Source organism: Isoptericola halotolerans, from assembly GCF_013149785.1.
GTDB lineage: Bacteria > Actinomycetota > Actinomycetes > Actinomycetales > Cellulomonadaceae > Isoptericola > Isoptericola halotolerans.
Genome location: NZ_JABEZU010000003.1, coordinates 117866 through 142260 on the forward strand (window position 1 = coordinate 117866; position 24395 = coordinate 142260).

Sequence of the window (24395 nt, forward strand, 5' to 3'; positions counted from 1 at the left end):
TGGTTCCGACGCGCGCACCTCGTGAATGTTTGGCACCGTCAGGGTGACGAACGGCACAGGGCTGTGTGCCGGGCTGGCACCAGGTGGAGGCCTTGATGAGCGATCGGCGCGGCATGACGCGACGGGGGACCGCGACGGGTCGGCGGCCGAGAGGGCGGCGGGGGTGGTCGGTGCTGGGCGTCCTGGCCCTCGCGCTGCCCATGGTCGTTGTCCCGGCGACGACGGCGTCGGCGGCGACGTGGGGTATCCAGAAGCAGGAGCTGTCGTCCGGTCCGTACGAACCGGGGGAGCAGGTCCAGTGGTCCCTGTCGATCTCGTGCTCCGACCCGAACGCCGACCCCTGCGTCCCCACGACCCTGACGGACCCCCTGCCGGACGGGCTGAGCCTGGTCAGCGCCTCGATCCAGAGCGGGGGTGGCGCGACAGGCCCCGACCTCGTCGCCGATACAGACACCGACACTGTCACGTACACGGCGGACAGCGTGCCCAACGGCGGGCAGGTGCAGATCCTCGTCACGGCAGAGGTCGACGCGGACATCCCCTACGGGACGACGAGCCTCACGAACACCGCGTCGGTCGTCTCGGACAACGCGGACGAGGCGCAGGCGACCGACGACATCGACATCGTGGTGCCGCTGATCGTCGACTCGGAGACCACCAAGACGATCGAGCCCGACGGCGCTCTCGCCGTACCCGGCACCTCGGCGACCATGACGATCGGCGGGACCAACACGTCGAACGACGCCGTCGACACGCTCGTCATCCAGGACCCGGTCGACCCCGCCGCCGACCCGAACCCGTTCACCTACCTGGAGTTCGTGGGATGGGGCGACGTGACCTGGCCCGCCGGGGCTACGTCGGCCGACGTGACCTACACCTGTGCCGACGGGTCGAGCCCGACGGAGAGCACCACCACCGCGGACACCCTGCCCGAGCCGCCGGCCGGTTGCGTCGTCGAGGGCTTCACCGTGGTGTTCAGCGGCGAGATCGAGCAGGGCGCGACCGCCACCCTGCCGGTCGACGTCCAGCAGAGCGACGCGGTCACCGACCTCGCCGAGACCACCACCGTCACCAACGACACGTCGTCGTACGTGACGCACCCCGACGGCGAGTCGGACCCGACGACGGCGAGCGACGACTACGTCATCACGCCCCCGGACAACAGCGTCGAGGCCTTCAAGAGCTTCGACCCGGCGACGGTGAGCGCCGGTGACCCGACGACCGTGACCATCGGCGGGACCAACACGGGCACCCCGGTCGACACCCTGACCATCACCGAGCCGGCACCGGGGACCCCCAGCCCGTTCGAGGGGGACGACCCGATCACCTTCACGGGGTGGGGTACCGACGGTGCCGGCGCCGGGGTGGCCTGGCCCGCCGACGCCGACGCCGCGTCCGTGACCTTCACGTGTGCGGACGGCACCACGACCGACCCGATCGACGCGACGGCCCCTGACACGCTGCCCGACCCGCCGGTCGGGTGCGAGGTCGTCGGCTTCTCGGTCACCTTCACCGGCGACATCGTCACCGGGGGGCAGGCCACCATCCCCTTCACGGCGGACACCGACCCCGACCAGGACGCCGAGGACGTCACGCACACCAACGAGATCGCGGCGAACGTCCCCAACGCCGACGACACGGCCTCGGCGGACCTCGTGACCCTGACCGACCGGCTGGCGACGGACACGGACAAGCTCATCTCGCCGTCGACCTTCCCCGCCGTGCCCGGCCAGGCGGTCATCGTCCAGCTCCCGACGCAGCTCCTGCCGTTCGGCCCGGAGGGCTCCACCACCAACGCCGACCAGGTCGTCGTCCAGGACCCGATCGACCCCGCGAACCCGGACGACTTCTCCGAGAACTTCGTCCCGACGGCGGTCCGGTCCACGGACGTGCCGGCCAACTCCACGCTGACCGTCAACTACTGGAACGGCGCGGAGTGGGTCCCGGCGCCCGACTGCGGTCCCTACGCCGGGCCCGACACGGTGAGCTGCGACCTGCCGGCCGACGCGCAGGGCGTGCAGTTCGTCTACGACTCCACGGGCGACGGCTTCCCGCCCGGCACAAGCTTCCAGCCCAACTTCGTCGCGGAGTACACCGGCCCGACGGACCGTGACGACCCGATCGAGAACTGCGGTTCCTCCAGCGGGTCGTCCGGCACCGTGGCACCCACCGAGCCGGCGATCGGCTGCGCCACCGTGGACCCGTTCCCGGTGGACCCGGGCCCCGGACTGGACTTCATCGCCAAGGACTTCCTCGGTGAGCAACCCGTCAGCGTGCTGGCCCGCTCGGACGACCAGGTGACCGCGCAGATCACCTGGTCGACCAACGGCTTCTCCGGTGTGGACCCGATGGTCATCTCCGACATCGCCGACCCGGAGACCACCGCGATCGCCGACTCGTTCTACGACGCCTTCGACCTGGTGCGGATCGAGGCGATCGACGCGTCCGTCGACCCCCTGATCGGGTTCGACGCCATCATCGGCGTCGAGCTGTACGACGGGACGACCTGGGTCCAGGCGACCGACTCCACCTGCACGGTCAGTACTCCGTGCGACGGCGGCATGCCGGCGGTGGACCTCACGACCGCCGAGCAGGAGTCGACCGTCTCGGCGCGCGTGGTCTACACCGAGTCCCCGTCGCGCAGCGTCACGCCCGCCGACCCGACGGCGCCCGCCGCCGGCGACGGTGTCGCCCGGTCCACGCAGGCTGACGGCCGCCACCTGGACCTGACGTTCGAGGTGCGGGACGTCAAGCGGTCGGACGGGTCACCGGCCCTCGGCTCGACGAACGGCACGATCTACAACACGGCCGACCCTGGCCTCGTGAACGACACCGCCCGCGGTACGGCGACCTTCGACGGCGACGAGTACACGGACACCGACGACGCCGACGTCCTCATCATCGACCAGCCCCTGAACGTGACCGTCGCCAAGGACTGGACCGGCGGGCCGATCTCGGTGCCGCCGCCCGGCACCCCCGAACAGTTCTACCCGTCGACGACGGTGACGATCGCGGGCACCAACGCCTCGGCCGCCAAGGTGGACCAGCTCCGTCTGGTCGAACCGGGAGCCCCCGACTCCGGCGCCCTGCAGACGGCCGACGGCACACCGCCCTTCGACGTGTTCGACCTGACGGTGATCGAGCTGACCCCACCCGACGGGGCGACGTCCACCACGGTGACGCTGACGGACGACGACGGCACCACCGAGCAGCTCGACGAGGCCGGGGCCGAGGCGCTCACCGCCGCCGACCTGGCGGACGTCGTCGGGATCGAGGTCTCCTACGACGGTCTCGTGGAGCCGGGTGCCACGGGATCGATGGACCTCACGCTGCGGCTCCGTGGGACGGACCGGTACACCGGTGAGACGCTGCTCGACGGCGAAGGCACGATCGTCACCCAGAACCCCGTGCCGAACGGGGCGGCCGCGACGATCAACGACCCGGGCGGCACCGACGACGACGTCCGTCAGGCCTACGACGACGCGGACATGACGCTGCAGACGGCGTCGATCGAGCTCGAGGTCGGTAAGTCGTTCGACCCGGACACGGTGATCGAACCCTTCCGCGGTGCGAACCAGTCCGATGACCCGGTGGTCATGACCCTCACGGGCCAGCCGCTCGGCCCGTCGCGCAGCGTCGAGATGGTGCTCGTCGACGACGACCCACAGTTCTGGAACCAGTACGACTTCGTCGGGTTCGACCCGAGCGCCTCGCTGGTCACCCCGATCCAGCAGGTCCAGGTCGACGCGTTCGTCGGCGGCGTGTTCTCCGGCAACCCCGGCTCCCCGGACCCCGTGACGCGCGCCGGGGGCGACTGGGTCCTCGACGACGACGTCTCCGGCACCTTCGACCTGCCCGCCGGTGTAGCGCCGGAGGACGTGCAGGGACTGCGGTTCACGTTCACCCGCACCGACGGGGCGGTCTGGGAGAACCCGGCCACCCCGACGCAGCCGGTGCCGATCCAGATCCTGCGCCGCGACGACCTGCGCTCCGGGGGCGAGGTGCTGCCGGACCTCGAGGCCAACCCTCCGGCCCCGGGCGAGGACGCGCCGGGCGTGGCGAGCAACACGGTCCAGGGCTCCACCACCGGCGCCGACCTGGTGGTCGACCCCGACACCGGTGACACGGTGCCTGTCAGTGCGGACGACGACGCCGCGGCGTCGATCCTGTACCAGCACGCCACGAACGCCGTGGAGATCGTCAAGGACTTCCGCGGTGTGGTGTCCGGCGGGACCGAACCACCGGACGCCGTCGTGCCCATGAACATCACGGTCACGAACACCGGTGACCGGCCGATCGTCGACCCGGTGATCATCGACGACCCGATGCCGACCGACGACGATGGGGCACAGCTCCGGCTCGCCGATGTCGACCAGCCGTTCTCCTACACGCTGGACGGTGCCACCCCCGACCCCGTCAACGGCGCACCCATGCCGACCGATCCCGGTGACGTGACGGTCGCCCAGTCCGGCGACATCGACTCGCTGGAGTTCACGTTCCCCGAGGGGACCGTGCTCGAGGTCGGCCAGACGTACACGATCACCGTCCAGGTGCAGTTCCGCGTCACCCTGGCGGCCGGGACCACGCTCGAGAACACCGCCGGCGTGATCGGGGACCGCCCGTGGGACGAGTGCGTCACGCGCCTGGACGACGGGACGGGCGCCTGCGAGGCCGACGCCGACGTCACGACCGTGCCCTCGGCGGCGCTCAGCCAGTCCAAGCTGGTCAAGGCGACGAACGACGAGTACCCCCTGGGCCTCATCGTCGACCCTGACCAGCCCGGAGACGTCCAGCCCGAGGACTGCGTGCCCAACGCCGCCGGCTTCTACGCCTATCCGTGCACCCCGGTCATCCCGCCGGGCGAGAGCCAGACGTGGCGGATCCGGGTGGACAATGTCGGCAACCTGCCCCTGAGCAAGGTCGTCTTCTACGACCGGTTCCCGGCGATCGGCGACACCGGTTCGTTCGCGGACTCGGAACGCGGCTCGGCCTGGGGTCCGTACTTCACCGACGACCCGCTCCCGCGGGTCGTCAACGCCCCGGGCGACTCCACGGTCGAGTACTTCTACACGACCGTCGACGACTACTGCATGGACGACATCAACGACCCGCTCAACGAGCCGATCTGCCCGGACGACCCGGAGACCGGCTGGGCACCGCTGACCACCGACCTGGCCGACAGCGTCCTGCAGGACATCACGGCGATCAAGAACGTCGTGACCTTCCCGGAGGGCGAGTTCTTCCAGCCGGGTCAGTTCATCGCCCTCGAGGCGACGTCGACCACGCCGCCGGAGGCGCCGGAGGCCGGCGACCGGTCGATCGCCTGGAACTCGGCTGCCGCGTCCGGTGTGGCCATCCTGCCGAGCGGGAACCAGACCAACCTGCTGCCTACCGAGGGCACCAAGGTCGGCGTCGCGACGGCCACCGGGTCGTTGAACGTCGTGAAGTTCGCCTTCGGCGACGGGTCGCAGTACGCGCCGGAGGAGTTTCAGCTCTTCGTGCAGTGCACCTCGGCCGTCGGTACCTGGGTGGAGACGGAGCTCGAGCCGATACCGATCACCGTGCCCCTCGGAGGGGCGGTGACGGTGCCGAACCTGCCCTACGGGGCCGAGTGCACGATCGTCGAGGACGGCTCGAACGGCGAGACGGAGCTGGTCGTCGGGACGGTCACCATCGGTCAGGAGCCCGATATCGCCGGCATCACCGCCGTCAACGTCTACCAGCTGTCCAGCATCGAGATCTCCAAGGAGGTCGTCACCGACGCGGTCGACCAGGACGGCAACCCCGTGCCGTTCGGCCCCTTCGAGGCCACCGTGGAGTGCACGTTCCTCGGCGACCCCGTGTACGCGGAGGGTTACGGCCCGGACGCACCCATGGTGGTCACCATCGAGGACGGCGAGACGGTCGAGCTGACGGGCCTCCCCGTGAACTCGGAGTGCACGGTGACGGAGACCGGGACCGGCAACGCCTCGTCGGTGACGATCACGGTGGCGCAGGCCGGTCAGGACCCCGTCGTCACCGACGGCCCGTCCGCGGACCTCACCCTGGAGCCCGACGTCCTGGGTGAAAGCACCAACGACGTCACGCTCACCAACACCTACGACGTCGGCGCGATCGACCTGCTCAAGGTCGTCGACGGCGAGGGTGCGGAGCAGTACGGCGCCGGGCCGTTCACGATCGCCGTGGTGTGCACCTACGACGACGACGGCGACGGTCCGGGCGGCCCGCGGACCGTCTACGACGGTGAGGTCGTCCTCGGCGCGGCGGGCCCGCTGGACGCCCAGATCGCGAACCTGCCCGCCGGAGCGGAGTGCACGATCACCGAGATCGACGACGGCGGCGCGACCGGTGCGGTCGTCCTGCCCGGGACGGTCACGGTGGGTGCCGGCGAGACGGCCGAGGTGATCATCACCAACACGTTCGACGTCGGGGTGATCGAGGTCGACAAGGAGCTCGAAGGTCTCGGAGCCCTCTACGGCCCCGGACCGTTCGAGGTCACCGTGGCGTGCACGTACGAGGGTGTCGACATCCCGGTCCCCGGCGGCGCGGCGCGCGAGCTCCTGCCGGGGGAGCCCGTGACCTTCGACGGGCTCCCCGTCGGGGCGGAGTGCACCGTCACCGAGACCGACGACTTCGGTGCCTCCTCGACCACGGTGAGCGTCGACGGCGGCGAACCGGTGGACGGCACCAGCGTCGACGTGGTGGTGCCGCCCGCGGACGGTGGCGACCCCACCGCGGTGACCGTCACGATGACCAACACCTTCGCCACGGCGCCGCTGGTGGTGCGCAAGGCGGTCGACGGCGACGGTGCGGAGTTCGCCCCGCCGATGCCCGACCTGCCGCCCCTGCCGGAGCTCCCGGATGGGCCGATCGACGCCGACACGCTCGCCGAGCTGCTGGAGCTCGTGGCGCAGTACCTGAGCGAGGTGCCGTTCGACGAGTTCCCGTACGAGGTGACCGTCGAGTGCACGACCTCCTTGGGGGAGGAGGTCCCGATCCCGGGCGGCGGCGTGCGCGCCTTCGGTCCCGGGTTCCCCGGGCTGTACTTCGGCCTGCCGGACGGGGCCACCTGCACGGTCACCGAGACGGTGACCGGCGGTGCGATCTCGGTGAGCATCGCCCCGGACCCCGTGGCGATCGACGGCGGTGCGACCGTCCTGGACCCCGTCGAGGTCGTGGTGACCAACAGCTACGACCTCGGGTCGATCGAGGTCGAGAAGGTCGTGGACGGTCCGGCGGCCGAGTTCGTCACCGCACCCTTCGAGGTGTCGCTCGACTGCACCTTCGAGGGACAGGCGATCGAGGTACCGGGCGGCGCGACCCGCACGGTGACACCGGACGAACCGGCCACCTACGACGGTCTGCCGATCGGCGCCGAGTGCGTGGTCACCGAGACCGACGACGCCGGCGCCGCCGCCTCGACGGTGTCCACCACCGTGGACGGCGGCGACCCGGGCGAGGTCGTGGTCCCGGGCATCGACGGCGAGGCCGTCGTGACGGTGACCAACACCTTCGCAGCGGGCTCACTGGAGGTCGAGAAGGTGGTCGACGGCGAGGGAGCCGAGCTGTGGGGCACCGGGCCGTTCGAGGTGTCGCTGGCCTGCACCTTCCAGGGCGAGGCGATCGAGGTCCCGGGAGGGGAAGCGCGCGACCTCGAGCCCGGCGACACCGTCGTCTACGACGGGCTGCCGGTCGACGCGCAGTGCGTCGTGACCGAGACCGGGACCGGTGGCGCGACGTCCACGGCGGTCGCCGCGGTCACCGACGGCGGTGAACCGGGTGCGGTGGTGGTCCCCGGACCCGACGCCGACCTGCCGACGGTGGTCGTGACGAACACCTTCGGCGTCGGTCAGGTCGTCGTCACCAAGACGCTCGCCGGGAAGGGCGCGGCCGAGCACACCGGCGACGTGCTGACGGTCGAGCTGGCCTGCACCCGGGACATCGACGGCGAGCAGGTCGAGATCGACGTCCCGGGCGGCGCGGAGCGCGAGCTGAGCGCGGCGGGTGACTGGTCAGCCGTCTACGAAGACCTGCCGCAGGGTGCGACGTGCACGCTGGCCGAGACCGACGCCGGTGACGCCCGGTCGGTGTCGGTCACGGTGGCCGGCGAGACGACCACGGCGGACCCGGCGGAGCAGGTGCCGACGTCGCAGGAGTTCGTCGTCCCGGTGGGCGAGGGATCGGCGGTGGACGTGGGCGTCACCAACAGCTGGGACGCCACGCCGGGCTCGACCACCCCCGGGACGGGCGTCCCCGGGGCGGGTTCCCTGCCGAGGACGGGCGCGGACCTGACCTGGGCCTGGCTGGCGGCACTGATGCTCATCGGCACCGGCTACGCGCTCGTGCGCCTACGCCGTCGGTCGCCGTAGGCGCGGTTCGCTCAGGCGGCCTGGGCGTAGCGGTGCCGGACGACCTTCCCGTCCGGCACCCACGCCTCGGCCTCGACACGGGCGGCCGGTTCCACCCGGACGTCACAGCCGAGGTGGACGTGATCGGCGACGACCGCGTCCGCGCCCACGATGGAACGGGGGCCCAGGTGCACGCGGTTGCCGACGCGTGCACCTCGCCCGACGAAAGCGCCGTGGTCGACCCACGTGACCTCGCCCAGCCTGGCCCCGGCCTCGACACGGGCGCCGCTCTCGACGTACGTCCCGCGCCCCACGACGACGTCCGGTGCGACGTCGGCCTGGGGAGAGACGTAGCCGCCGTCGCCGTGGCGCACGTAGCGGACGGTCTCTCCGGCGTCGTTCTCGAACTCGATGCGCTTGGGCATGCGGATGCGTGGCATGGTGTGCCCCCTTCGCGGGGTCCCGGGGGCCTGAGGCCCGCTCCGGGACGCGGACGATGTGCTGTTCTTTCCAACGTTCCGGGCCGGTGAGAGATTCCCTCGGACGGCCCGCAGGGTGCGGTCGCCGCAGGTCAGCGGTGCTCAGGCACCGGTGAGGCCACCGCGCACGACGGAGTCCCCCGAGTGGGTGGGGTCGCCGTCGAAGGGCTCCTCGGAGACGTCCACGAGCGAGTAGGTCTCGAGGTCCAGACCGGCAGGCAGCGGGAAGGTTCCCGAGTCGCCGCGCAGCACGCCGAGGCTCACCATCCCGCTCAGGTCGTCGGCCAGCAACCACACCTCGCGGTAGCCGTCGCCCTGCTCGGTGCCGAGCACCGTGACGGAGACCTCGAGGTCACCGTCGGGGTTCTCCTCGACGACGGCACGGCCGGACGCCGACGGCCACTGCGGCAGCGGCTCCAGCTCTGCCTCCGCGACCGTCACGGGTGGTGCCACCACGGGGGGCTCCTCGACCTGGGACCTCTCCCAGGCGATGCCGCCGCCGACACCGGCGACGAGCGCGACGCCGGCCGCCGCGGCGGCCCAGAGCATCGGGGGCCGACGGCGCGAGGCGAGCTCGACGACGGGCGCCGGCTCGGCGTCGTCCGGCGCGAGTCCGAGCTCGTCGCGCACCCGGTCCCAGACCTCTGCGGGAGGGGTGACGAGACCGACCTCCTCGGAGCGCGCCACGCCCGTGACCTGAGCGAAGGAGTCGACCTCCGCCCGGCACCCGGCGCAGGAGGCCAGGTGGGCGTGGTCCGCGGGGGAGGCGGCGTCGTCCTCGCCGAGAGCGAGGAGCGCGAGAACCTCTGGGTCAACGTGCTGCACCATCCACCTCCCATCGTGTGCGCAGCCTGGACAGGCTCCGTCGGATATGACTCTTGACGGTACCGAGCGGCAGGGCGAGCTCCTGGGCGATCTGCGTGTGCGTCATGTCCTGATAGAACGCGAGCCGCAGGATCGTCCCCGCCGGGTCGCCGAGCCGGGCGAGCTCGTCGGCCACGACCGCCCGGTCCACGACTCCTGGACCGACCGGGTCCGGCTCTCCCCGAGGGTTCGGAGCGAACGCCTCGGCGGCTTGCTGCTGGCGCCGGATCCGCTCGCGCGACGCATGGACGTCGGCGATCTTGTGCCGGGCGATCCCCAGCAGCCAGGTCGACAACCGCGCCCGGGAGGGGTCGTAGCTGCTCCGGGAACGCCAGGCGGCGACGAAGACCTGCTGCGTGACGTCCTCGGCGTCGGACTGCTCGCCCAACGAGCGCAGAGCGACCGTATGGACCAGCGGGGACCACCGGCGGTATGCCGCGGCGAGCCCTTCCTCCGCACCGGTGGCGAACAGGGCCGCCACGTCGTCGTCGGTGGTCGGGGGTGCAGCACCCTCGGCCCCAGTCGTCACAGATCCTCCGTGGTCCAACGTGGCGTCGCCGGTCGACGATGCCCGTAGCGGACAACCTAGCGTGCTGTGCGGACGGCGTCATCATGCCACCGCCGTGACCACCAGGTTGTCCTCGTAGTGCCCCGCCTGCGCGTCCCAGCGCCCCCCGCAGGTGACCAGGGCGAGCCGGCGTTCGCCGGTCCGGTCGAAGATCTCGTCCAGCGGCACCACCTCCTTCGAGAAGCGCTCCACCGTGCTCACCGTGTACCGGTGGCGTTCGCCGTCCTCGTCCGTGACGACCACCACGTCGCCGGTCGACACGGACGTCAGGCCGGCGAACGCGCCGACCCCGTCGATCGTGTCGACGTGCGAGGCGAGGACGACCGTGCCGACGTCGTCGCCGGGGGCAGGTCCGAAGCGGTACCAGCCGGCGACGTCCCCCGCGCCGGGCAGCTCCATCGTGCCGTCGGCCTCGACGCCGACCGGGCTGACCGGGACGTCCAGCAGCCCCGAGATGCGCAGCCGCTGCGGGTCCGCGGCCGCCGACCCCTCGACAGGGTCGGCGCGGACGACGGGCACCTCGGGCAGCCCGGTGGGTGGGGCGGTCGGCTCCGGCGCGGAGACCTCGTCGGGGACGGGGACCTGATCCGGAGCGGAAGCTGTCGGGCTCTCGGTGCGGGGGACCTGCGATCCCACCACGTCGCCGTCGTCCGTCCCTGTCACCAGGGCGGCCCCGCCGGCGACCGCACCGGCCAGGAGCACGGCCGCCGCCGTGCGGCGCACCGGGCGCGAGGCCCGGAACGCCGCACGGCGGCGGTCGGCAGTCACTTGCGCTCGCGGCCCACCCGGACCGCGTTCTTGACGCCCACGGTGATGGCGAGCCCGGCGACGAGCGCCATGAGGATCCCGGCCGCCATCGGGCTGAACCAGCCGTGGTGCTGCTCGGCGGCCGCCCCGGTCGTCCCGGAGGGGACGCCGTCGGGGCTGGAGTGCATGCCGTCGACCGTCTGGACCGCCAGTGCGAGGGAGTCCTCGTCGAGCGAGCCCCAGGCGTAGACGATCGTGTTGACGCCTTCGGCGACGTCGACGTCCGTCGGGCCGACCACGGGGTCGGTGGTCCCGGCGGCGGCGACCGCAGCGGGCACGGTCCCGGCGGGCAGGTCGAGCACCTCCTCGTCGGGGTTCTCCAGGCCCTCGATGACCGGGTCGTCGCCGGCCAGCACGTCCACGGCGGGCGCCGCGGCCACGTGCCGGACCGTCAGGCGGCCCTCGCCCGCGGCGATCTCCGAGGTGTCGTTCGTGAAGAGGGTGGCCGTCGGCGAGCCCTCGGCGTCCAGGTGCGCGGCGGCGGTGTAGCTCATGCCGCCCTCCAGGGGCAGGTCGATGGGACCGATGACCGGGTCGGAGTCGTCCTCGGCGTCGGCTGCGGTGATCGCCACCGTGTAGGTGTCGGGCGCCAGCTCCAGCGGCCCGGCGAGGTCGCCGGGCTCGAAGTCGTCGAGCGTGAGGTCGCCGTTGACGTAGACGTCCACGGTGGTGTCGGGCACGCCGTGCAGCACGGAGAGCATCGCGTCGCCGTCGGCTGCCGCCGCGGGCAGGGCGAAGGCGGTACCGGCGGCGGCGAGGGCCGCGACGCCGAGCGTCGCCGTGAGTCGGGTGGTGCGCATGAGTCCTCCTGGTGTCGAGCCTCGTCCGCGAGGGGACGAGGACTGCATGTGTCGGTCACCAGGGATTCGTGCACAGGGGCCTCGACGGATGCACCGCGGCAGAACTTCTTCCGGCCGGCGGTCCGCAGACCCGTCGTCAGGAGGGCGAGCCGTCCGCGTGGGCACGGCGGCGCGGCAGCGGTCCGTCGCCCCGTGCCCACGTGGCGGGGTAGGACACCGTGGTGGCGTGGGTGCGCGTCAGCGGGTCACCCAGGGGGTCGGCGCCCAGGGCCGAGGCCACGTGGAGCAGGGGGCGCTGGTTCTCGAACTCGCGCGCCAGGTCGTCGAAGATGGGGGTGTCGGTCGTACGCACCTGGCCATTGTGCGAGCGGTGGCCCCTCGGCTCGACCCGACGCGGCCACCTTCACAGTCACCTCACACGACGTCCCCGAGCAACGGAGGCACGGTGCGGCCTCCTGTTGCGGTGCAGTCTGGTCGGATCGATGATCGTGGCGGGTGACCAGCATCTTCGGGCGTCCCGTGCGCCGTCCTGTACCGCCTGCCGGCGCAGCACAGCCGTGCCGCACGCCGCGCTCGAAGAGCTGGCCGGCACCATCGACGAGGAGGACTGACGCATGCCCAGGAGAAGGGGACGCCCCGGACTGGTCGGGACGATGGCACGGACCGCCGTCAACACCGGGACGGCGTCCGCCACCAGCCGGGCCCTGGACAACCGGGCCGACGCGCGCGCGGACCAGCACGCCGGCGCTCAGGCCTACGACACGCTCACCCGGCTCCAGAGTTCGGGTGAGATGAGGTCCGCGGGCCCGCTGCCGGACGCGGAGCTCGCGGCCGCCAAGGCCACGATCCTCGGCTGAGTCCGCCGTGTCCGCACCCGTCGACGAAGTACCCGGCCACGAGCACGTCGAGGGGCCCGAGGACGCCGTCCGCACGCGGGGGTACGTCGGCCTGCTCCTGCTGGCCGCGGCGATCGGCATCCCGGTCTCCTTGGCGGCCTTCGGGTTCCTGGCGCTCCTGCACGCGCTCGAGCACGCCGTGTGGGAGTCCCTGCCCGAGGCTGCCGGGTTCGAGACGCCACCGTGGTGGTGGGCGATGCCCTGGATCCTCCTCGCCGGGGTCCTCGTCGGCGTGGCGGTCCGGTGGCTGCCCGGTCGTGGCGGCCACGTCCCGGTCGACGGGTTGGCTCTCGGGCCTGTCCCGGCCGCCTCCGTGCCGGGGATCCTTCTCGCGGCGCTCGGCGGCCTGCCGCTCGGTGCTGTGCTCGGGCCCGAGGGGCCCCTGCTCGCCCTGGGGTCTGCCGTCGCGCTGCTGCTCGTCCGCCCGATCGGCAAGACCTCCGCACCGACGGCCCAGGCGCTCCTGACGGTCGCGGGCGCTTCGGCAGCACTGGCCGCCATCTTCGGCAGCCCGCTGGTGGCGGCCGTGTTCGTCCTCGAGGCCGTGGGCCTGGCCGGACCCAGGCTCGCGCGGGTGATCCTGCCGTGCCTGCTCGCCTCCGGCGTCGGCGCGCTGGTCTTCACCGGCATGGGGTCGTGGACCGGGCTGGAGATCGCCTCGCTCTCCCTGCCGGAGATCGACGGACCTCAGCGTCCGGACCTGGGCGACGTGCTGTGGACGGTCCCCTTCGCCGTGCTCATCGCCTTCGGGGTGCGTCAGGTGCACCAGATCGGCCACCGGGTGGCGCGGATCGCCGCGGGGCGGCCGGCACGGACCGCCGTCGCCGCGGCCGTCACCGTCGGGCTCTGCGCGAGCGCGTACTCGCTGCTGACCGGACGGTCGCCCGAGGAGGTCGTGCTCTCCGGGCAGAGCATGCTCGAGCCGCTCGTGTCCGACGCGCCCTCCTGGCCGCTGCTCGCCCTGGTGGCGCTCGTGGTGTTCAAGGCGCTCGCCTACGGGGTCTCGCTCGGCGCGCTGCGTGGCGGCCCGATCTTCCCGGCGCTGCTGCTCGGCGCGGCCCTGGGCGTCCTGGCCTCCGGGTTGCCGGGCTTTGGCGTCGTCCCGGCGGTGGCGGCAGGGATGGCCGCAGCCACCGCGACGACCCTGCCGCTGCCGGTCTCGTCCGCGGTGCTCGTGATCCTGCTGCTGGGCCCGAACGGGGCGGCGATGGCCCCCGTCGTGCTCATCGCGGTGGTCGTCGCGTTCGTCGTCGAGCAGATGGTGCTCACGCAGCGTCGGGCCGGGTGAACAGGGCCCACCCGGTCAGGTGGTCGGCGACCTCACTCGCCGGTCTCGCCGTCGAGCGCCTCGCGCAGCAGGTCCGCGTGACCGTTGTGGCGGGCGTACTCCTCGATCATGTGCACGAGGATCCAGCGCACCGAGAACCGGCCGTCACCGTGGTGGCTCTCCCGCGCGGAGAGCGCGTCGGGCCCGCCCGTGGCGAGTGTGGCCTCGAGCACCTCGTCGGACGAGGCGACCGCCGTGTCGAAGAGCCCCCGCAGCACCTCGGCGGGGTCGCCGAGCGCGGAGTGCCACTCCCAGTCCGGGTCGTCGCTCCAGTCGACGGCGTCGAACGGGGGCAGCGGGTCCTCGCCGGCCAGCACGACGCGGAACCACTGCGACTCGACATAGGCCAGGTGCTTGAGCAGCCCGGCCAGCGTCATCGTCGACGGGGCCAGCGGGGTGCGGAGCTGCTCAGCGCTGAGCCCGGCCGTCTTCCGCCGCAGCGTGTCTCGGTGGTAGTCGAGGAAGGACCGCAGGGTGGTGGTCTCGTCGCCGCGCAGCGGTGGTTCGACGCGGGTCGGTCCGGTGGTCACGGCAGCACTCTAGACCCGCCGCCCGGCGAGCACGGCGGCGCGCTCGAGCACGTCGTCGAGCATGGTGGCGGTGAGCCGCCCGGTGGAGGTGTTGTGGGGCGACACGTGGTAGCAACCCAGCACCGTCAGGTCCGGTCCGGAGCCGTCCTCCGACCGGCGCAGGCTGACCTCCGTCCCGTGGGCGAACCGGGGCCGGGGGCGAGGGACGGCCCAGCCCTGCTCGTCGAGGGACGCCAGCAGTGCGCCCCACCCGAGGGCCCCGAGGGCGACGGCGACCCGCAGCGTGGGCGAGAGCAGCTCGAGCTCGCGCGCCAGGTAGGGCGAGCACCGGTGCCGCTCGGCGGGGGTGGGACGGTTCTGCGGAGGAGCGCAGCGCACGGGTGCCACGAGGCGCAGACCGTCCAGCCGCATCCCGTCGTCGCGCCCCGTGGCCTCGGGCTGGTTCGCGAAGCCGGTGCGGTGCAGCCCGGCGAACAGGAAGTCCCCGCTCGGGTCGCCGGTGAACAGACGCCCGGTGCGGTTGGCGCCGTGCGCGGCCGGTGCCAGCCCGACGACGACGACGGCGGCACGGTCGTCCCCGAACCCGGGGACCGGTCGGGCCCAGTAGGTCTGGTCGCGGAACGCGGCGCGTCGATCCGCCGCGACCTGCTCGCGCCAGGCCACCAGGCGAGGGCACGCGCGGCAGGTGACGACGTGGTGGTCGAGCGCCTCGAGGCTGTCTGCGGCCCCGGCGGTGGCCGGGTAGGCGTCGTCGTCGGGTACCCGGTTCACCCCGCCATGGTCGCCGCTGCCAGGAGTCGTCGCGAGTCCTGTGCGGGCGTAGGTTGGTCTGCGAGCCGGGCCGGGCGAGCCGACTCGCCGCCCGACCAGTGGGGGTACTCCGATGGGATTCCTGGACAAGGCCAAGGGTCTGGTCAACGAGGCGAACCTCGACAAGGCCAGGAAGCTGGCCAGCGACGAGAACGTCGACAAGGCCGCGGACGTCGCGAAGAAGATCTCACCGGACTCGGCCGACGGCACGATCGATGCCGCTGCGGACAAGGTCAAGAGTCTCAACGACAAGTCCTGAGCCGGCAGGTCGGTACGATCGGGGGGGCGTCGCCGTCACGGTGACGCCCCCCGGCGGTGCCGTGCGCCCGCTGAGCCACGAACGAACCTGAGGAGCACTGTCGTGTCCGACGCCGCCGCGCCGCTGTCATCGCCCGCACCCGACGAGGGGCCCACCACGGTGACGGTGACCGAGCCGACGACGGGCGCCGAGCTCTTCGCAGGGCGCCGCGAGGTCGTGGTGATGCGCGTGGACGGCGAGCTGCTCGACCTGTCGCGTCCGCTCCGGACGGGCGACGTCGTCGAACCGGTCACGATCGACTCGCCGGACGGTCTGGCCGTGCTGCGTCACAGCGCGGCGCACGTCCTGGCGCAGGCGGTGCAGCAGGTGAACCCCGAGGCGCGGCTGGGCATCGGCCCGCCCGTCAAGGACGGCTTCTACTACGACTTCGACGTCGCCGAGCCCTTCACGCCCGACGACCTCAAGAAGCTCGACAAGGCCATGGTCCGCATCATCAAGGAGGGGCAGACCTTCCGTCGGCGCGTCGTCACCGAGGACGAGGCGCGTGCCGAGCTCGCCGCCGAGCCCTACAAGCTGGAGCTGATCGGGCTCAAGGGCGGCGCAGCGCCCGCCGGGGGTGACGACGCAGGTGTCTCCGTCGAGGTCGGCGCCGGTGAGCTCACCATCTACGACAACGTCCGTGGGGCCGGCCGCGAGAGCGAGACGGTCGTCTGGTCGGACCTGTGCCGGGGGCCGCACCTGCCCAGCACGAAGCTCATCGGCAACGGGGTGCAGCTCATGCGATCGGCGGCGGCGTACTGGCGCGGCAGCGAGAAGAACCCCCAGCTGCAGCGCATCTACGGCACCGCGTGGCCGTCCAAGGACGAGCTCAAGGCGCACCTCGAGCGGCTGGCCGAGGCGGAGCGTCGTGACCACCGACGGCTCGGCAGCGAGCTCGACCTGTTCAGCTTCCCCGACGAGATCGGCTCCGGGCTGGCGGTGTTCCACCCCAAGGGCGCGATGGTGCGCATGGAGATGGAGGAGTACTCGCGCAAGCGGCACGTCGAGTCCGGGTACTCGTTCGTCAACAGCCCGCACATCACCAAGTCGAAGCTGTTCGAGACCTCCGGGCACCTCGACTGGTACGCCGACGGCATGTACCCGCCGATGCACCTGGACGCGGAGCTCGACGACGAGGGCAACGTGCGCAAGCCGGGGCAGGACTACTACCTCAAGCCCATGAACTGCCCGATGCACAACCTGATCTTCGACGCGCGCGGCCGCTCCTACCGCGAGCTGCCGCTGCGCCTGTTCGAGTTCGGGACGGTGTACCGGTACGAGAAGTCCGGCGTCGTGCACGGTCTGACGCGCGCTCGCGGATTCACCCAGGACGACGCGCACATCTACTGCACCCGCGACCAGATGCGCGACGAGCTCACCTCCCTGCTGACCTTCGTGCTGGACCTCCTGCGCGACTACGGGCTGGACGACTTCTACCTCGAGCTGTCGACCCGCGACCCGGAGAAGTCCGTCGGTGACGAGGACAGCTGGGAGGAGGCGACCCGCACCCTCGAGGAGGTCGCGACCGCCTCGGGGCTCGAGCTCGTGCCGGACCCGGGCGGTGCCGCGTTCTACGGCCCGAAGATCTCCGTCCAGGCGAGGGACGCCATCGGCCGCACCTGGCAGATGTCGACCATCCAGCTCGACTTCAACCTGCCGGAGAAGTTCGACCTGCAGTACACCGCCGCGGACGGCACCCGGCAGCGACCGGTCATGATCCACCGGGCGCTGTTCGGGTCCATCGAGAGGTTCTTCGCGGTGCTGCTCGAGCACTACGCCGGCGCCTTCCCGGCCTGGCTCGCGCCCGTGCAGGTGCTGGCCGTCCCCGTGGCGGACGCGTTCGACGACTACCTGGGCGACGTCGTCGCCCAGCTCCGTGCACGGGGCATCCGGGCCGAGCTGGACACCTCCGACGACCGGTTCGGCAAGAAGATCCGCAACGCCGCCAAGGAGAAGGTGCCGTTCGTGCTGATCGCCGGCGGTGAGGACGCCGAGGCCGGGGCGGTCTCGTTCCGCTTCCGTGACGGCACCCAGGAGAACGGCGTGCCGGTGGCGGACGCCGTCGAGCGGGTCGTGGCGGCCGTGCGCGATCGCGAGCAGGTCTGACGATGACCGGGCCGGGCGACGGGCCGGATCAGGTCGCGGCCGATCGGTTCGGGCCGCCGGAGGACGACATCGCGCGCCTGTGGACCCCGCACCGCATGGTCTACATCGGCGGGCAGGACAAGCCCGCCGACTCGACGCCGCAGCAGTGCCCCTTCTGCCGCATCCCCACGGGCGAGGACGCCGACGGACTGGTCGTCGCCCGGGGAGCGGACTGCTTCGCGCTGCTGAACCTGTACCCGTACAACGGCGGGCACCTCATGGTGCTGCCGTACCGCCACGTCTCGGACTACACCGACCTGACCGGGGCCGAGACGACCGAGCTCGCCGCCATGACGCAGGAGGCGATGCGGGTCCTGCGCACGGTCTACGCGCCGGCCGGCTTCAACCTCGGGATGAACCAGGGAGAGGTCGCCGGTGCGGGCATCGCCGCGCACCTGCACCAGCACGTCGTGCCGCGTTGGCTCGGGGACGCGAACTTCCTGCCGGTCGTCGGGCGGACCAAGGCCCTGCCCGAGCTGCTCGCGGACACCCGCGCACGGCTCGCCGCGGCGTGGCCCGCCCGGTGAACGACGCCGGCCGCTAGCCTGACGACGCCGGTCTGCCGGCATCACGAGACGAGGAGCACCCATGTTCGGCCGCCTGCGGGCCACGATGCAGCGCCTGTTCACGCCCTTGGCGAACCTGCTGCTCCGCCACGGGGTGTCGCCCGACGCCGTGACGATCGCCGGCACCGTGGTCGTCACCGTCCTCGCGCTGACGCTGCTGCCCACGGGTCACCTGACTCTCGGTGCACTGCTCATCGGTCTCTTCGTCCTGACCGACTCGCTCGACGGTGTCATGGCGCGGGCGAGCGGCCGCAGCGGGCCGTGGGGAGCCTTCCTGGACTCCACGCTCGACCGGGTGTCGGACGGCGCGGTGTTCGCGGGGATCACGCTGTGGTTCGTGCTGCACCCCGACGAGACCTGGGCGACCGGGGGAACCGTGGCGGCCCTGGCCTGCCTGGTCCTCGGATCTGTCGTGCCCTATGCGCGCGCCCGGGCCGAGTCGGTGGGCGCGACGGCCGCCGTCGGCATCGCCGAGCGTTCCGACCGTCTCGTCGTGGCCCTGGTGCCCACCGCGTTCGTCCAGCTCGGCCTGCCGGTGCCCGTCCTGGTCGTGATGCTCGGTCTGCTGGCGATCGCCAGCCTGGTCACGGCGGCGCAGCGGGTCGTCACCGTGCGCACACAGCTCCTGACGACTCCCGAGGAGGCCTGATGGTCGACCTGGCCGCGGCGTACACCTTCGCCTGGCGCCACGCCCCGAAGGTTCCCGAGCCCGTCCTGCGCGCCGTGTTCGACCTGGCGGCGGACGTCGCGTGGCTGCGACGTGGAGCGGGGGTGCGCCGCCTGGAGGCGAACTACGCGCGGGTGCGCCCGGACCTCGACGACCGGGCGGTGCGGCGCCTCGCCCGGGAGGGCATGCGCCGCTACCTGCGGTACTTCCGCGAGGCGTTCACCCTGCAGGGTGCCACCCCGGAGCAGCTGGACGCCCGGGTGCGGGTCGAAGGGCTGGAGCACGTCATCGCGATCACCGACGACGGGGGGTCGGCGTCGCTCGCGCTCGCGCACCTCGGCAACTGGGACCTCGCGGGTGCGTGGGCGTCGCCCAGGCTGGCGCCGGTGCTGACCGTCGCTGAACGGCTGAAGCCACCCGAGCTGTTCGAGCAGTTCGTCGAGTTCCGCGGATCGCTCGGGATCGACGTCCTGCCCCTGGGTGACGACGGCGTCTTCCGGAACCTGGTGCGCGGCGCCGAGCACGGGCCCCGGATCCTGCCGCTGCTGTCCGACCGCGACCTCACGGCCCAGGGGGTGGAGGTCGACCTGCGCGGGCACCGCGCGCGGGTGGCGGGCGGTCCGGCCGCGCTGGCGGTCGCGGCCAAGGTGCCCCTGCTGCCCGTAGGGATCCGGCACGAGCGTCTGACCGGTGAGCGACGGCGACGGGCGGGCACACCCTGGGGCATCGTGATCCGCTTCTTCCCGCCGGTCGGGCCTCCCGACGACGGCAGCCGCAGGGCGCAGGTCGAACAGCTCACGCAGGCCTGGGTGGACGTCCTCGGCGAGTACATCGCCCGGCACACCGCGGACTGGCACATGCTGCAGAGCGTGTTCGTCGCCGATCTCGATCCCGAGCGGTACGCACGCACCCGTGCCGCGGCAGGGGAGGGACGATGAGGCCCTTGCGCGTCGGCATCGTCTGCCCCTACTCGTTCGACGCACCCGGCGGGGTGCAGTTCCACGTGCGCGACCTCGCCCAGGCGTTGCGGGCCGCCGGCCACGAGGTCTCGGTGCTGGCACCGGCGGACGACGACACCGAGGTGCCCGACGTCGTCACGCCGGCGGGTCGCGCGGTCCCGGTGCGCTACAACGGCTCGGTCGCCAGGCTGTCCTTCGGTCCTCGCGCCGCCACCAAGGTCCGACGCTGGATCGACGCCGGGGAGTTCGACGTCCTGCACCTGCACGAGCCGATGACCCCGTCGCTGTCGATGCTCGCCCTGTGGGTCGCCGAGGGGCCCGTGGTCGCCACGTTCCACACGTCGCAGGTGCGGTCGCGGGCGCTGCAGGTCGCACAGCCGCTGCTCAGGCAGTCGCTGGAGAAGATCTCGGCCCGGATCGCCGTCTCCGAGGACGCGCGGCGCACGCTCGTCGACCATCTGGGCGGTGACGCCGTCGTGATCCCGAACGGCGTGTACGTGGACCGGTTCGCGGACGCAGCGCCCGCAGAGTCGTGGCGAGGCACCCCTGAAGCGCCCACCGTGGCGTTCCTGGGACGACTCGACGAGCCCCGCAAGGGCCTGCAGGTCCTCGCGGAGGCGGCACCGGCGATCCTCGCCGCGCACCCGGGCACGAGGTTCCTCGTCGCGGGCAAGGGCGACGCCGGACGGTCCGCGGCGCAGTCGGTGCTGGGGGAGCACGGTGGCTCGTTCACCTGGCTCGGCGGTGTCAGCGACGAGGACAAGGCCGCCCTGCTGCGCTCGGCGGACCTGTACGTCGCCCCCCAGACCGGCGGCGAGAGCTTCGGCATCGTCCTGGTCGAGGCGATGAGCGCCGGGACCGGGGTCGTGGCGAGCGACCTCGGCGCGTTCCGACGGGTCCTCGACGACGGCACGGCGGGCAGGCTGTTCCGCACCGGGGACCCGCAGGACCTCGCGGCCTCGGTGGTCGCCGCCCTGGCCGACCGGGCCGACACCGCCGCCCGGGCGGCTCGTGCGAGCGCCTTCGTCCGGCGTTTCGACTGGTCGACGGTGACGGACCAGGTGCTGGCCGTCTACGAGATGGCCGTGGCCGCGACGGAGGCGCTGGGGACCGGGACCGTGCGGCACGACCTGCGTGCGGAGCGTTCGTGGTTCCTCGGGCTCCGCTCGCGTGCCGACGTGGCAGGTGAGCGATGAGCTGGTCGGAGGCCGCGCTGCTGACGGTGGTCCTGCTGGGGCTCGCCCTGTGGTGGGTGTGGGTCGCGGCGTCGCGGCTGGACCGCCTGCACCACAAGGTCGTCGCGTCGCGCCTGGCCCTGCAGGCACAGCTCGACCGCCGCGTGCGCACCTCGCTCGACCTGGCGTCGTCCGGCCTGCTCGACCCGGCCAGCTCGGTGCTGGTCGCGGACGCGGCCTTCGCGGTGACCGCGACCGTCGAGCGGTCCGGCGAGCAGGACGGTCCTGCCGAGACGGTCGACGGTGTCCCGTCGCCGGCCGAGGCCTTCGCCCTCACTGGCCTGCCGGTGGAGCGTGAGCGCGCCGAGTCCGCGCTGTCGGTGACGCTGCGCTCGGTGCTGGAGGACGCCGAGGCGGTGTCGGGGCTGCGTGCCTCCGTGCCCGGTGACGAGCTCGTCGACGACCTCGCCGCGTCCTGGTACCGCGCCCAGCTGGCCCGGCGGTTCCACAACGAGGCGGTCGCGCAGGCGCAGCGGGCGCGGCGACCGCGCCGGGCCCGGTGGCTGCGCCTGGCCGGACGGGCCCCGTGGCCGCAGACGGTGGAGCTGGACGACCAGATGCCGGACGGGATCGACGGCGTCTGAGGCCCCCGTAGGATGGGTGTACGACGTGGACCACGTCGGCACGGCCGGCACGACGCCGGGACGTGCTCGCAAGAACACTGTGAGGTTGCGTTGAGCGAGACCACCGGGACCCCGGCCGGCACGACGGGCGTCGGCGAGGTGGGCACGGCCCGCGTCAAGCGGGGCATGGCCGAGATGCTCAAGGGCGGCGTCATCATGGACGTGGTGACCCCCGAGCAGGCCAAGGTGGCCGAGGACGCCGGTGCGGTCGCCGTCATGGCGCTCGAGCGGGTGCCCGCCGACATCCGCGCCCAGGGCGGCGTGGCGCGCATGTCCGACCCCGACATGATCGAGGGCATCGTCGAGGCGGTGTCGATCCCGGTCATGGCGAAGGCGCGGATCGGCCACTTCGTCGAGGCGCAGGTCCTGCAGTCCCTCGGCGTCGACTACGTCGACGAGTCCGAGGTGCTCACCCCGGCCGACTACACCCACCACATCGACAAGTGGGCTTTCACCGTCCCGTTCGTGTGCGGTGCGACCAACCTGGGCGAGGCGCTGCGCCGCATCACCGAGGGCGCTGCCATGATCCGGTCGAAGGGTGAGGCCGGCACGGGTGACGTCTCGAACGCCACGACGCACATGCGCCAGATCCGCCAGCAGATCCGGAACCTGACCTCGCTGCCCACCGACGAGCTGTTCGTCGCCGCGAAGGAGCTGCAGGCGCCGTACGAGCTCGTGGCGGAGGTCGCCCGCACGGGCAAGCTCCCCGTGGTGCTCTTCACCGCCGGTGGCATCGCCACCCCCGCGGACGCCGCGATGATGATGCAGCTCGGCGCCGAGGGCGTGTTCGTCGGCTCCGGCATCTTCAAGTCCGGCGACCCGGCGGCCCGCGCCAAGGCGATCGTGCAGGCCACCACCTTCCACGACGACCCCGACGTCGTCGCGAAGGTCTCTCGTGGCCTGGGCGAGGCGATGGTCGGCATCAACGTCGAGGAGGAGCCGGAGCCCGTCCGGCTCGCCACGCGCGGCTGGTAGAGCATCGGAGCGAGGGGCCCGCGGACATCTCGTGTCCGCGGGCCCCTCGTCCGTCCCGGCAGCCCCGCTCAGCTCCCGGGCACGATGCCGGTGCGCCCCTGCCAGGAGCCGTGCTCCGAGAGCGGACGGAAGCGGAAGGTCGCGAACTCGTGGTGGAAGTCGCGGCGGCGACGTTCGACCATCGCGTCCGCGTGGCGTCGGTCGGCGGGGACGTCGGCACGACCGTGCACCATCTGCTCCATCTCACGGACCGAGCGCCACACGGAGAACGTGGAGATCGTGCGAGGCGGCCGGATGGCGGCCAGGGCGAGCGTGGTGCCGGGGTGGTCGCGCACCTGACGTTCGACGGGCCTGCCCCATCGCAGGAACCGTGGCACCTCGGGCAGCCGCATCCGTGCGACGGTCACCGCCACGACGGGTTCGTCCTGGTCCCAGGCGCCTGCTCGGGGCGGCAGGCCGGGCAAGGCCGCCAGCCGGGACCAGCGGCGCAGGTACTCCAGCCGCACGTGCCAGCCGGCCGCCACGTGGCGGCCGAGGGCGTCGTGCGTCAGGAACTGGTCGACGGCATCCTCGTCGCGCCACTGCGCGAAGACGGCGATCCGTCGCAGCTGCAGCCGGTCCGGCGAGACGACGGGCGCCCCCAGGCGCATGAGGGCCAGGCACTCGGCGTGGTCGAGCCCGGGCGTGGTGTTGCCCGACGGCGGTCGCAGCAGCGCGCGTGCCGTCACGGTGGCCGGCATCTCGGCGAGGTGAAACGTGTGGATCATCGTGGGGAACGCTACGTCGGTGCGGGGCACCTATGCTGAACGGCATGCCGAACCGATCGAGCGCGCCGTCCGCGCGCAGGCCTGCTCGGGCGACGGCGGAGCGCCGTCGGTGACGTCGTCGGAACCTGCGGCGGCGTCCGTCTCGTCGTCGCTGGGGCCGGACTGGGTCCTGGGTGAGGACGGGCTGCGCCACCGGCGCGCGGCCCGCGTGATCGTCCTCGACGAAGCGGGACGCGCGCTGCTGGTGCGCGGCCACGACGCGGACCAACCCGGTCGGTCGTGGTGGTTCACCGTCGGCGGGGGGATCGAGCCGGGGGAGTCCGAGGTCGCCGCGGCGGTCCGCGAGGCCCACGAGGAGGCCGGCCTGGAGCTGGCCGAGGACGACCTCGAGGGCCCCGTGATGACCCGGGCCGGGATCTTCCACTTCTTCGCCGAGACCTGTCGTCAGGACGAGGTCTTCTTCGTCGCCCGCGTCTCGCGTCACGAGCCGTCCGACGCCGGATGGACCCCCCAGGAGCGCGATGTGCTCGACGAGATGCGCTGGCTGAGCGTCGCCGAGCTCCGTGCCCAGCGGATCGAGGTGTTCCCGACCGTGCTGCCCGACGTCGTCGCCGCGCTCGCGGACGGCTGGGACGGCGTCGTCCGTCACCTCGGGACCGAGCACGACGACGAGACCGCCTGACCCTGCAGGCCACCCCGGGTTCGTCTACCGTGGCAACTGGCTGATACCG

The 24395-nt window shown here is 72.5% G+C and carries 21 protein-coding genes; 12 read left to right on the forward strand and 9 right to left on the reverse strand.

Annotated elements, in window-relative coordinates:
• The first annotated feature begins 95 nt into the window (after positions 1-95).
• Positions 96-8369, forward strand: coding sequence for a DUF5979 domain-containing protein (locus HDG69_RS12505; RefSeq protein ID WP_171784159.1), 8274 nt, complete (start codon positions 96-98; stop codon positions 8367-8369).
• Positions 8370-8380: 11 nt separating this feature from the next.
• Here HDG69_RS12505 and HDG69_RS12510 read toward each other — a convergent pair whose 3' ends face one another.
• The 6 genes from HDG69_RS12510 to HDG69_RS12535 all read right to left on the reverse strand — a co-directional run bounded on the left by HDG69_RS12510 (position 8381) and on the right by HDG69_RS12535 (position 12218).
• On the reverse strand, positions 8381-8788 hold the full coding sequence (locus HDG69_RS12510; RefSeq protein ID WP_171784160.1) for a transferase: 408 nt from the start codon (positions 8786-8788) through the stop codon (positions 8381-8383).
• A gap of 141 nt (positions 8789-8929) precedes the next feature.
• On the reverse strand, positions 8930-9655 hold the full coding sequence (locus tag HDG69_RS12515; protein WP_171784161.1) for an anti-sigma factor domain-containing protein: 726 nt from the start codon (positions 9653-9655) through the stop codon (positions 8930-8932).
• Positions 9639-10220, reverse strand: a complete 582-nt coding sequence (locus HDG69_RS12520; protein ID WP_171784162.1) for a sigma-70 family RNA polymerase sigma factor — start codon at positions 10218-10220, stop codon at positions 9639-9641. Before HDG69_RS12520 ends, HDG69_RS12515 begins: the two co-directional genes overlap by 17 nt.
• Positions 10221-10301: 81 nt before the next feature.
• Entirely contained in the window at positions 10302-11027 is a 726-nt protein-coding gene (locus HDG69_RS19610) for a class F sortase (protein WP_171784163.1), read from the reverse strand.
• Positions 11024-11866 (reverse strand): DUF4397 domain-containing protein, encoded by an 843-nt coding sequence (locus HDG69_RS12530; protein WP_171784164.1) that lies wholly within the window; start codon positions 11864-11866, stop codon positions 11024-11026. Before HDG69_RS12530 ends, HDG69_RS19610 begins: the two co-directional genes overlap by 4 nt.
• 136 nt (positions 11867-12002) lie before the next feature.
• Positions 12003-12218 (reverse strand): hypothetical protein, encoded by a 216-nt coding sequence (locus tag HDG69_RS12535; RefSeq protein WP_171784165.1) that lies wholly within the window; start codon positions 12216-12218, stop codon positions 12003-12005.
• A 262-nt stretch (positions 12219-12480) separates the two neighbouring features.
• On the opposite strand from HDG69_RS12535, the gene HDG69_RS12540 reads away from it, so the two are divergent.
• Positions 12481-12723 carry an SHOCT domain-containing protein gene (locus HDG69_RS12540; protein WP_171784166.1) on the forward strand — a complete coding sequence of 81 codons (243 nt, stop codon included), beginning with the start codon at positions 12481-12483 and terminating at the stop codon, positions 12721-12723.
• Positions 12724-12730: 7 nt separating this feature from the next.
• A complete protein-coding gene (locus tag HDG69_RS12545) occupies positions 12731-14050 on the forward strand; it encodes a chloride channel protein (protein WP_171784167.1) in 1320 nt (439 codons plus the stop codon).
• 32 nt (positions 14051-14082) lie between these two features.
• On the opposite strand, the gene HDG69_RS12550 is transcribed toward HDG69_RS12545, so the two are convergent.
• Both HDG69_RS12550 and HDG69_RS12555 read right to left on the reverse strand, forming a co-directional pair.
• The gene (locus tag HDG69_RS12550; RefSeq protein ID WP_171784168.1) at positions 14083-14619 is read right to left on the reverse strand and encodes a DinB family protein; all 537 of its coding nucleotides are present in this window, start codon (positions 14617-14619) and stop codon (positions 14083-14085) included.
• A 9-nt stretch (positions 14620-14628) separates the two neighbouring features.
• Positions 14629-15390, reverse strand: a complete 762-nt coding sequence (locus HDG69_RS12555; protein WP_171784169.1) for a uracil-DNA glycosylase family protein — start codon at positions 15388-15390, stop codon at positions 14629-14631.
• Between the two features lie 112 nt (positions 15391-15502).
• Here HDG69_RS12555 and HDG69_RS12560 point away from each other — a divergent pair, with 112 nt between their 5' ends.
• The 8 genes from HDG69_RS12560 (at position 15503) to pdxS (ending at position 22897) form a co-directional block, all read left to right on the forward strand.
• Positions 15503-15688, forward strand: a complete 186-nt coding sequence (locus HDG69_RS12560) for a hypothetical protein (RefSeq protein ID WP_171784170.1) — start codon at positions 15503-15505, stop codon at positions 15686-15688.
• Between the two features lie 102 nt (positions 15689-15790).
• Positions 15791-17833, forward strand: coding sequence for a threonine--tRNA ligase (thrS, locus tag HDG69_RS12565; RefSeq protein WP_171784171.1), 2043 nt, complete (start codon positions 15791-15793; stop codon positions 17831-17833).
• A 2-nt stretch (positions 17834-17835) separates the two neighbouring features.
• Complete coding sequence (locus HDG69_RS12570) at positions 17836-18399, forward strand: HIT family protein (RefSeq protein WP_171784172.1); 564 nt, start codon at positions 17836-17838, stop codon at positions 18397-18399.
• 61 nt (positions 18400-18460) lie between these two features.
• A complete protein-coding gene (pgsA, locus tag HDG69_RS12575) occupies positions 18461-19087 on the forward strand; it encodes a phosphatidylinositol phosphate synthase (protein ID WP_171784173.1) in 627 nt (208 codons plus the stop codon).
• Positions 19084-20043: a phosphatidylinositol mannoside acyltransferase gene (locus tag HDG69_RS12580; protein WP_425484039.1), complete on the forward strand. Its 960-nt coding sequence runs from the start codon at positions 19084-19086 to the stop codon at positions 20041-20043. Before pgsA ends, HDG69_RS12580 begins: the two co-directional genes overlap by 4 nt.
• A gap of 5 nt (positions 20044-20048) precedes the next feature.
• Positions 20049-21260 (forward strand): glycosyltransferase family 4 protein, encoded by a 1212-nt coding sequence (locus tag HDG69_RS12585; RefSeq protein ID WP_171784576.1) that lies wholly within the window; start codon positions 20049-20051, stop codon positions 21258-21260.
• Positions 21257-21883 (forward strand): hypothetical protein, encoded by a 627-nt coding sequence (locus HDG69_RS12590; protein WP_171784175.1) that lies wholly within the window; start codon positions 21257-21259, stop codon positions 21881-21883. Before HDG69_RS12585 ends, HDG69_RS12590 begins: the two co-directional genes overlap by 4 nt.
• 90 nt (positions 21884-21973) lie before the next feature.
• Positions 21974-22897 carry a pyridoxal 5'-phosphate synthase lyase subunit PdxS gene (gene pdxS, locus HDG69_RS12595; protein WP_171784176.1) on the forward strand — a complete coding sequence of 308 codons (924 nt, stop codon included), beginning with the start codon at positions 21974-21976 and terminating at the stop codon, positions 22895-22897.
• 68 nt (positions 22898-22965) lie between these two features.
• Here the strand turns inward: pdxS and HDG69_RS12600 are convergent, their stop codons facing one another.
• Complete coding sequence (locus tag HDG69_RS12600; RefSeq protein ID WP_171784177.1) at positions 22966-23664, reverse strand: hypothetical protein; 699 nt, start codon at positions 23662-23664, stop codon at positions 22966-22968.
• Here HDG69_RS12600 and HDG69_RS12605 point away from each other — a divergent pair.
• A complete protein-coding gene (locus HDG69_RS12605) occupies positions 23654-24346 on the forward strand; it encodes an NUDIX hydrolase (protein ID WP_343036424.1) in 693 nt (230 codons plus the stop codon). The two genes, HDG69_RS12600 and HDG69_RS12605, sit on opposite strands and share 11 nt — an antisense overlap.
• Positions 24347-24395 lie beyond the last annotated feature (49 nt).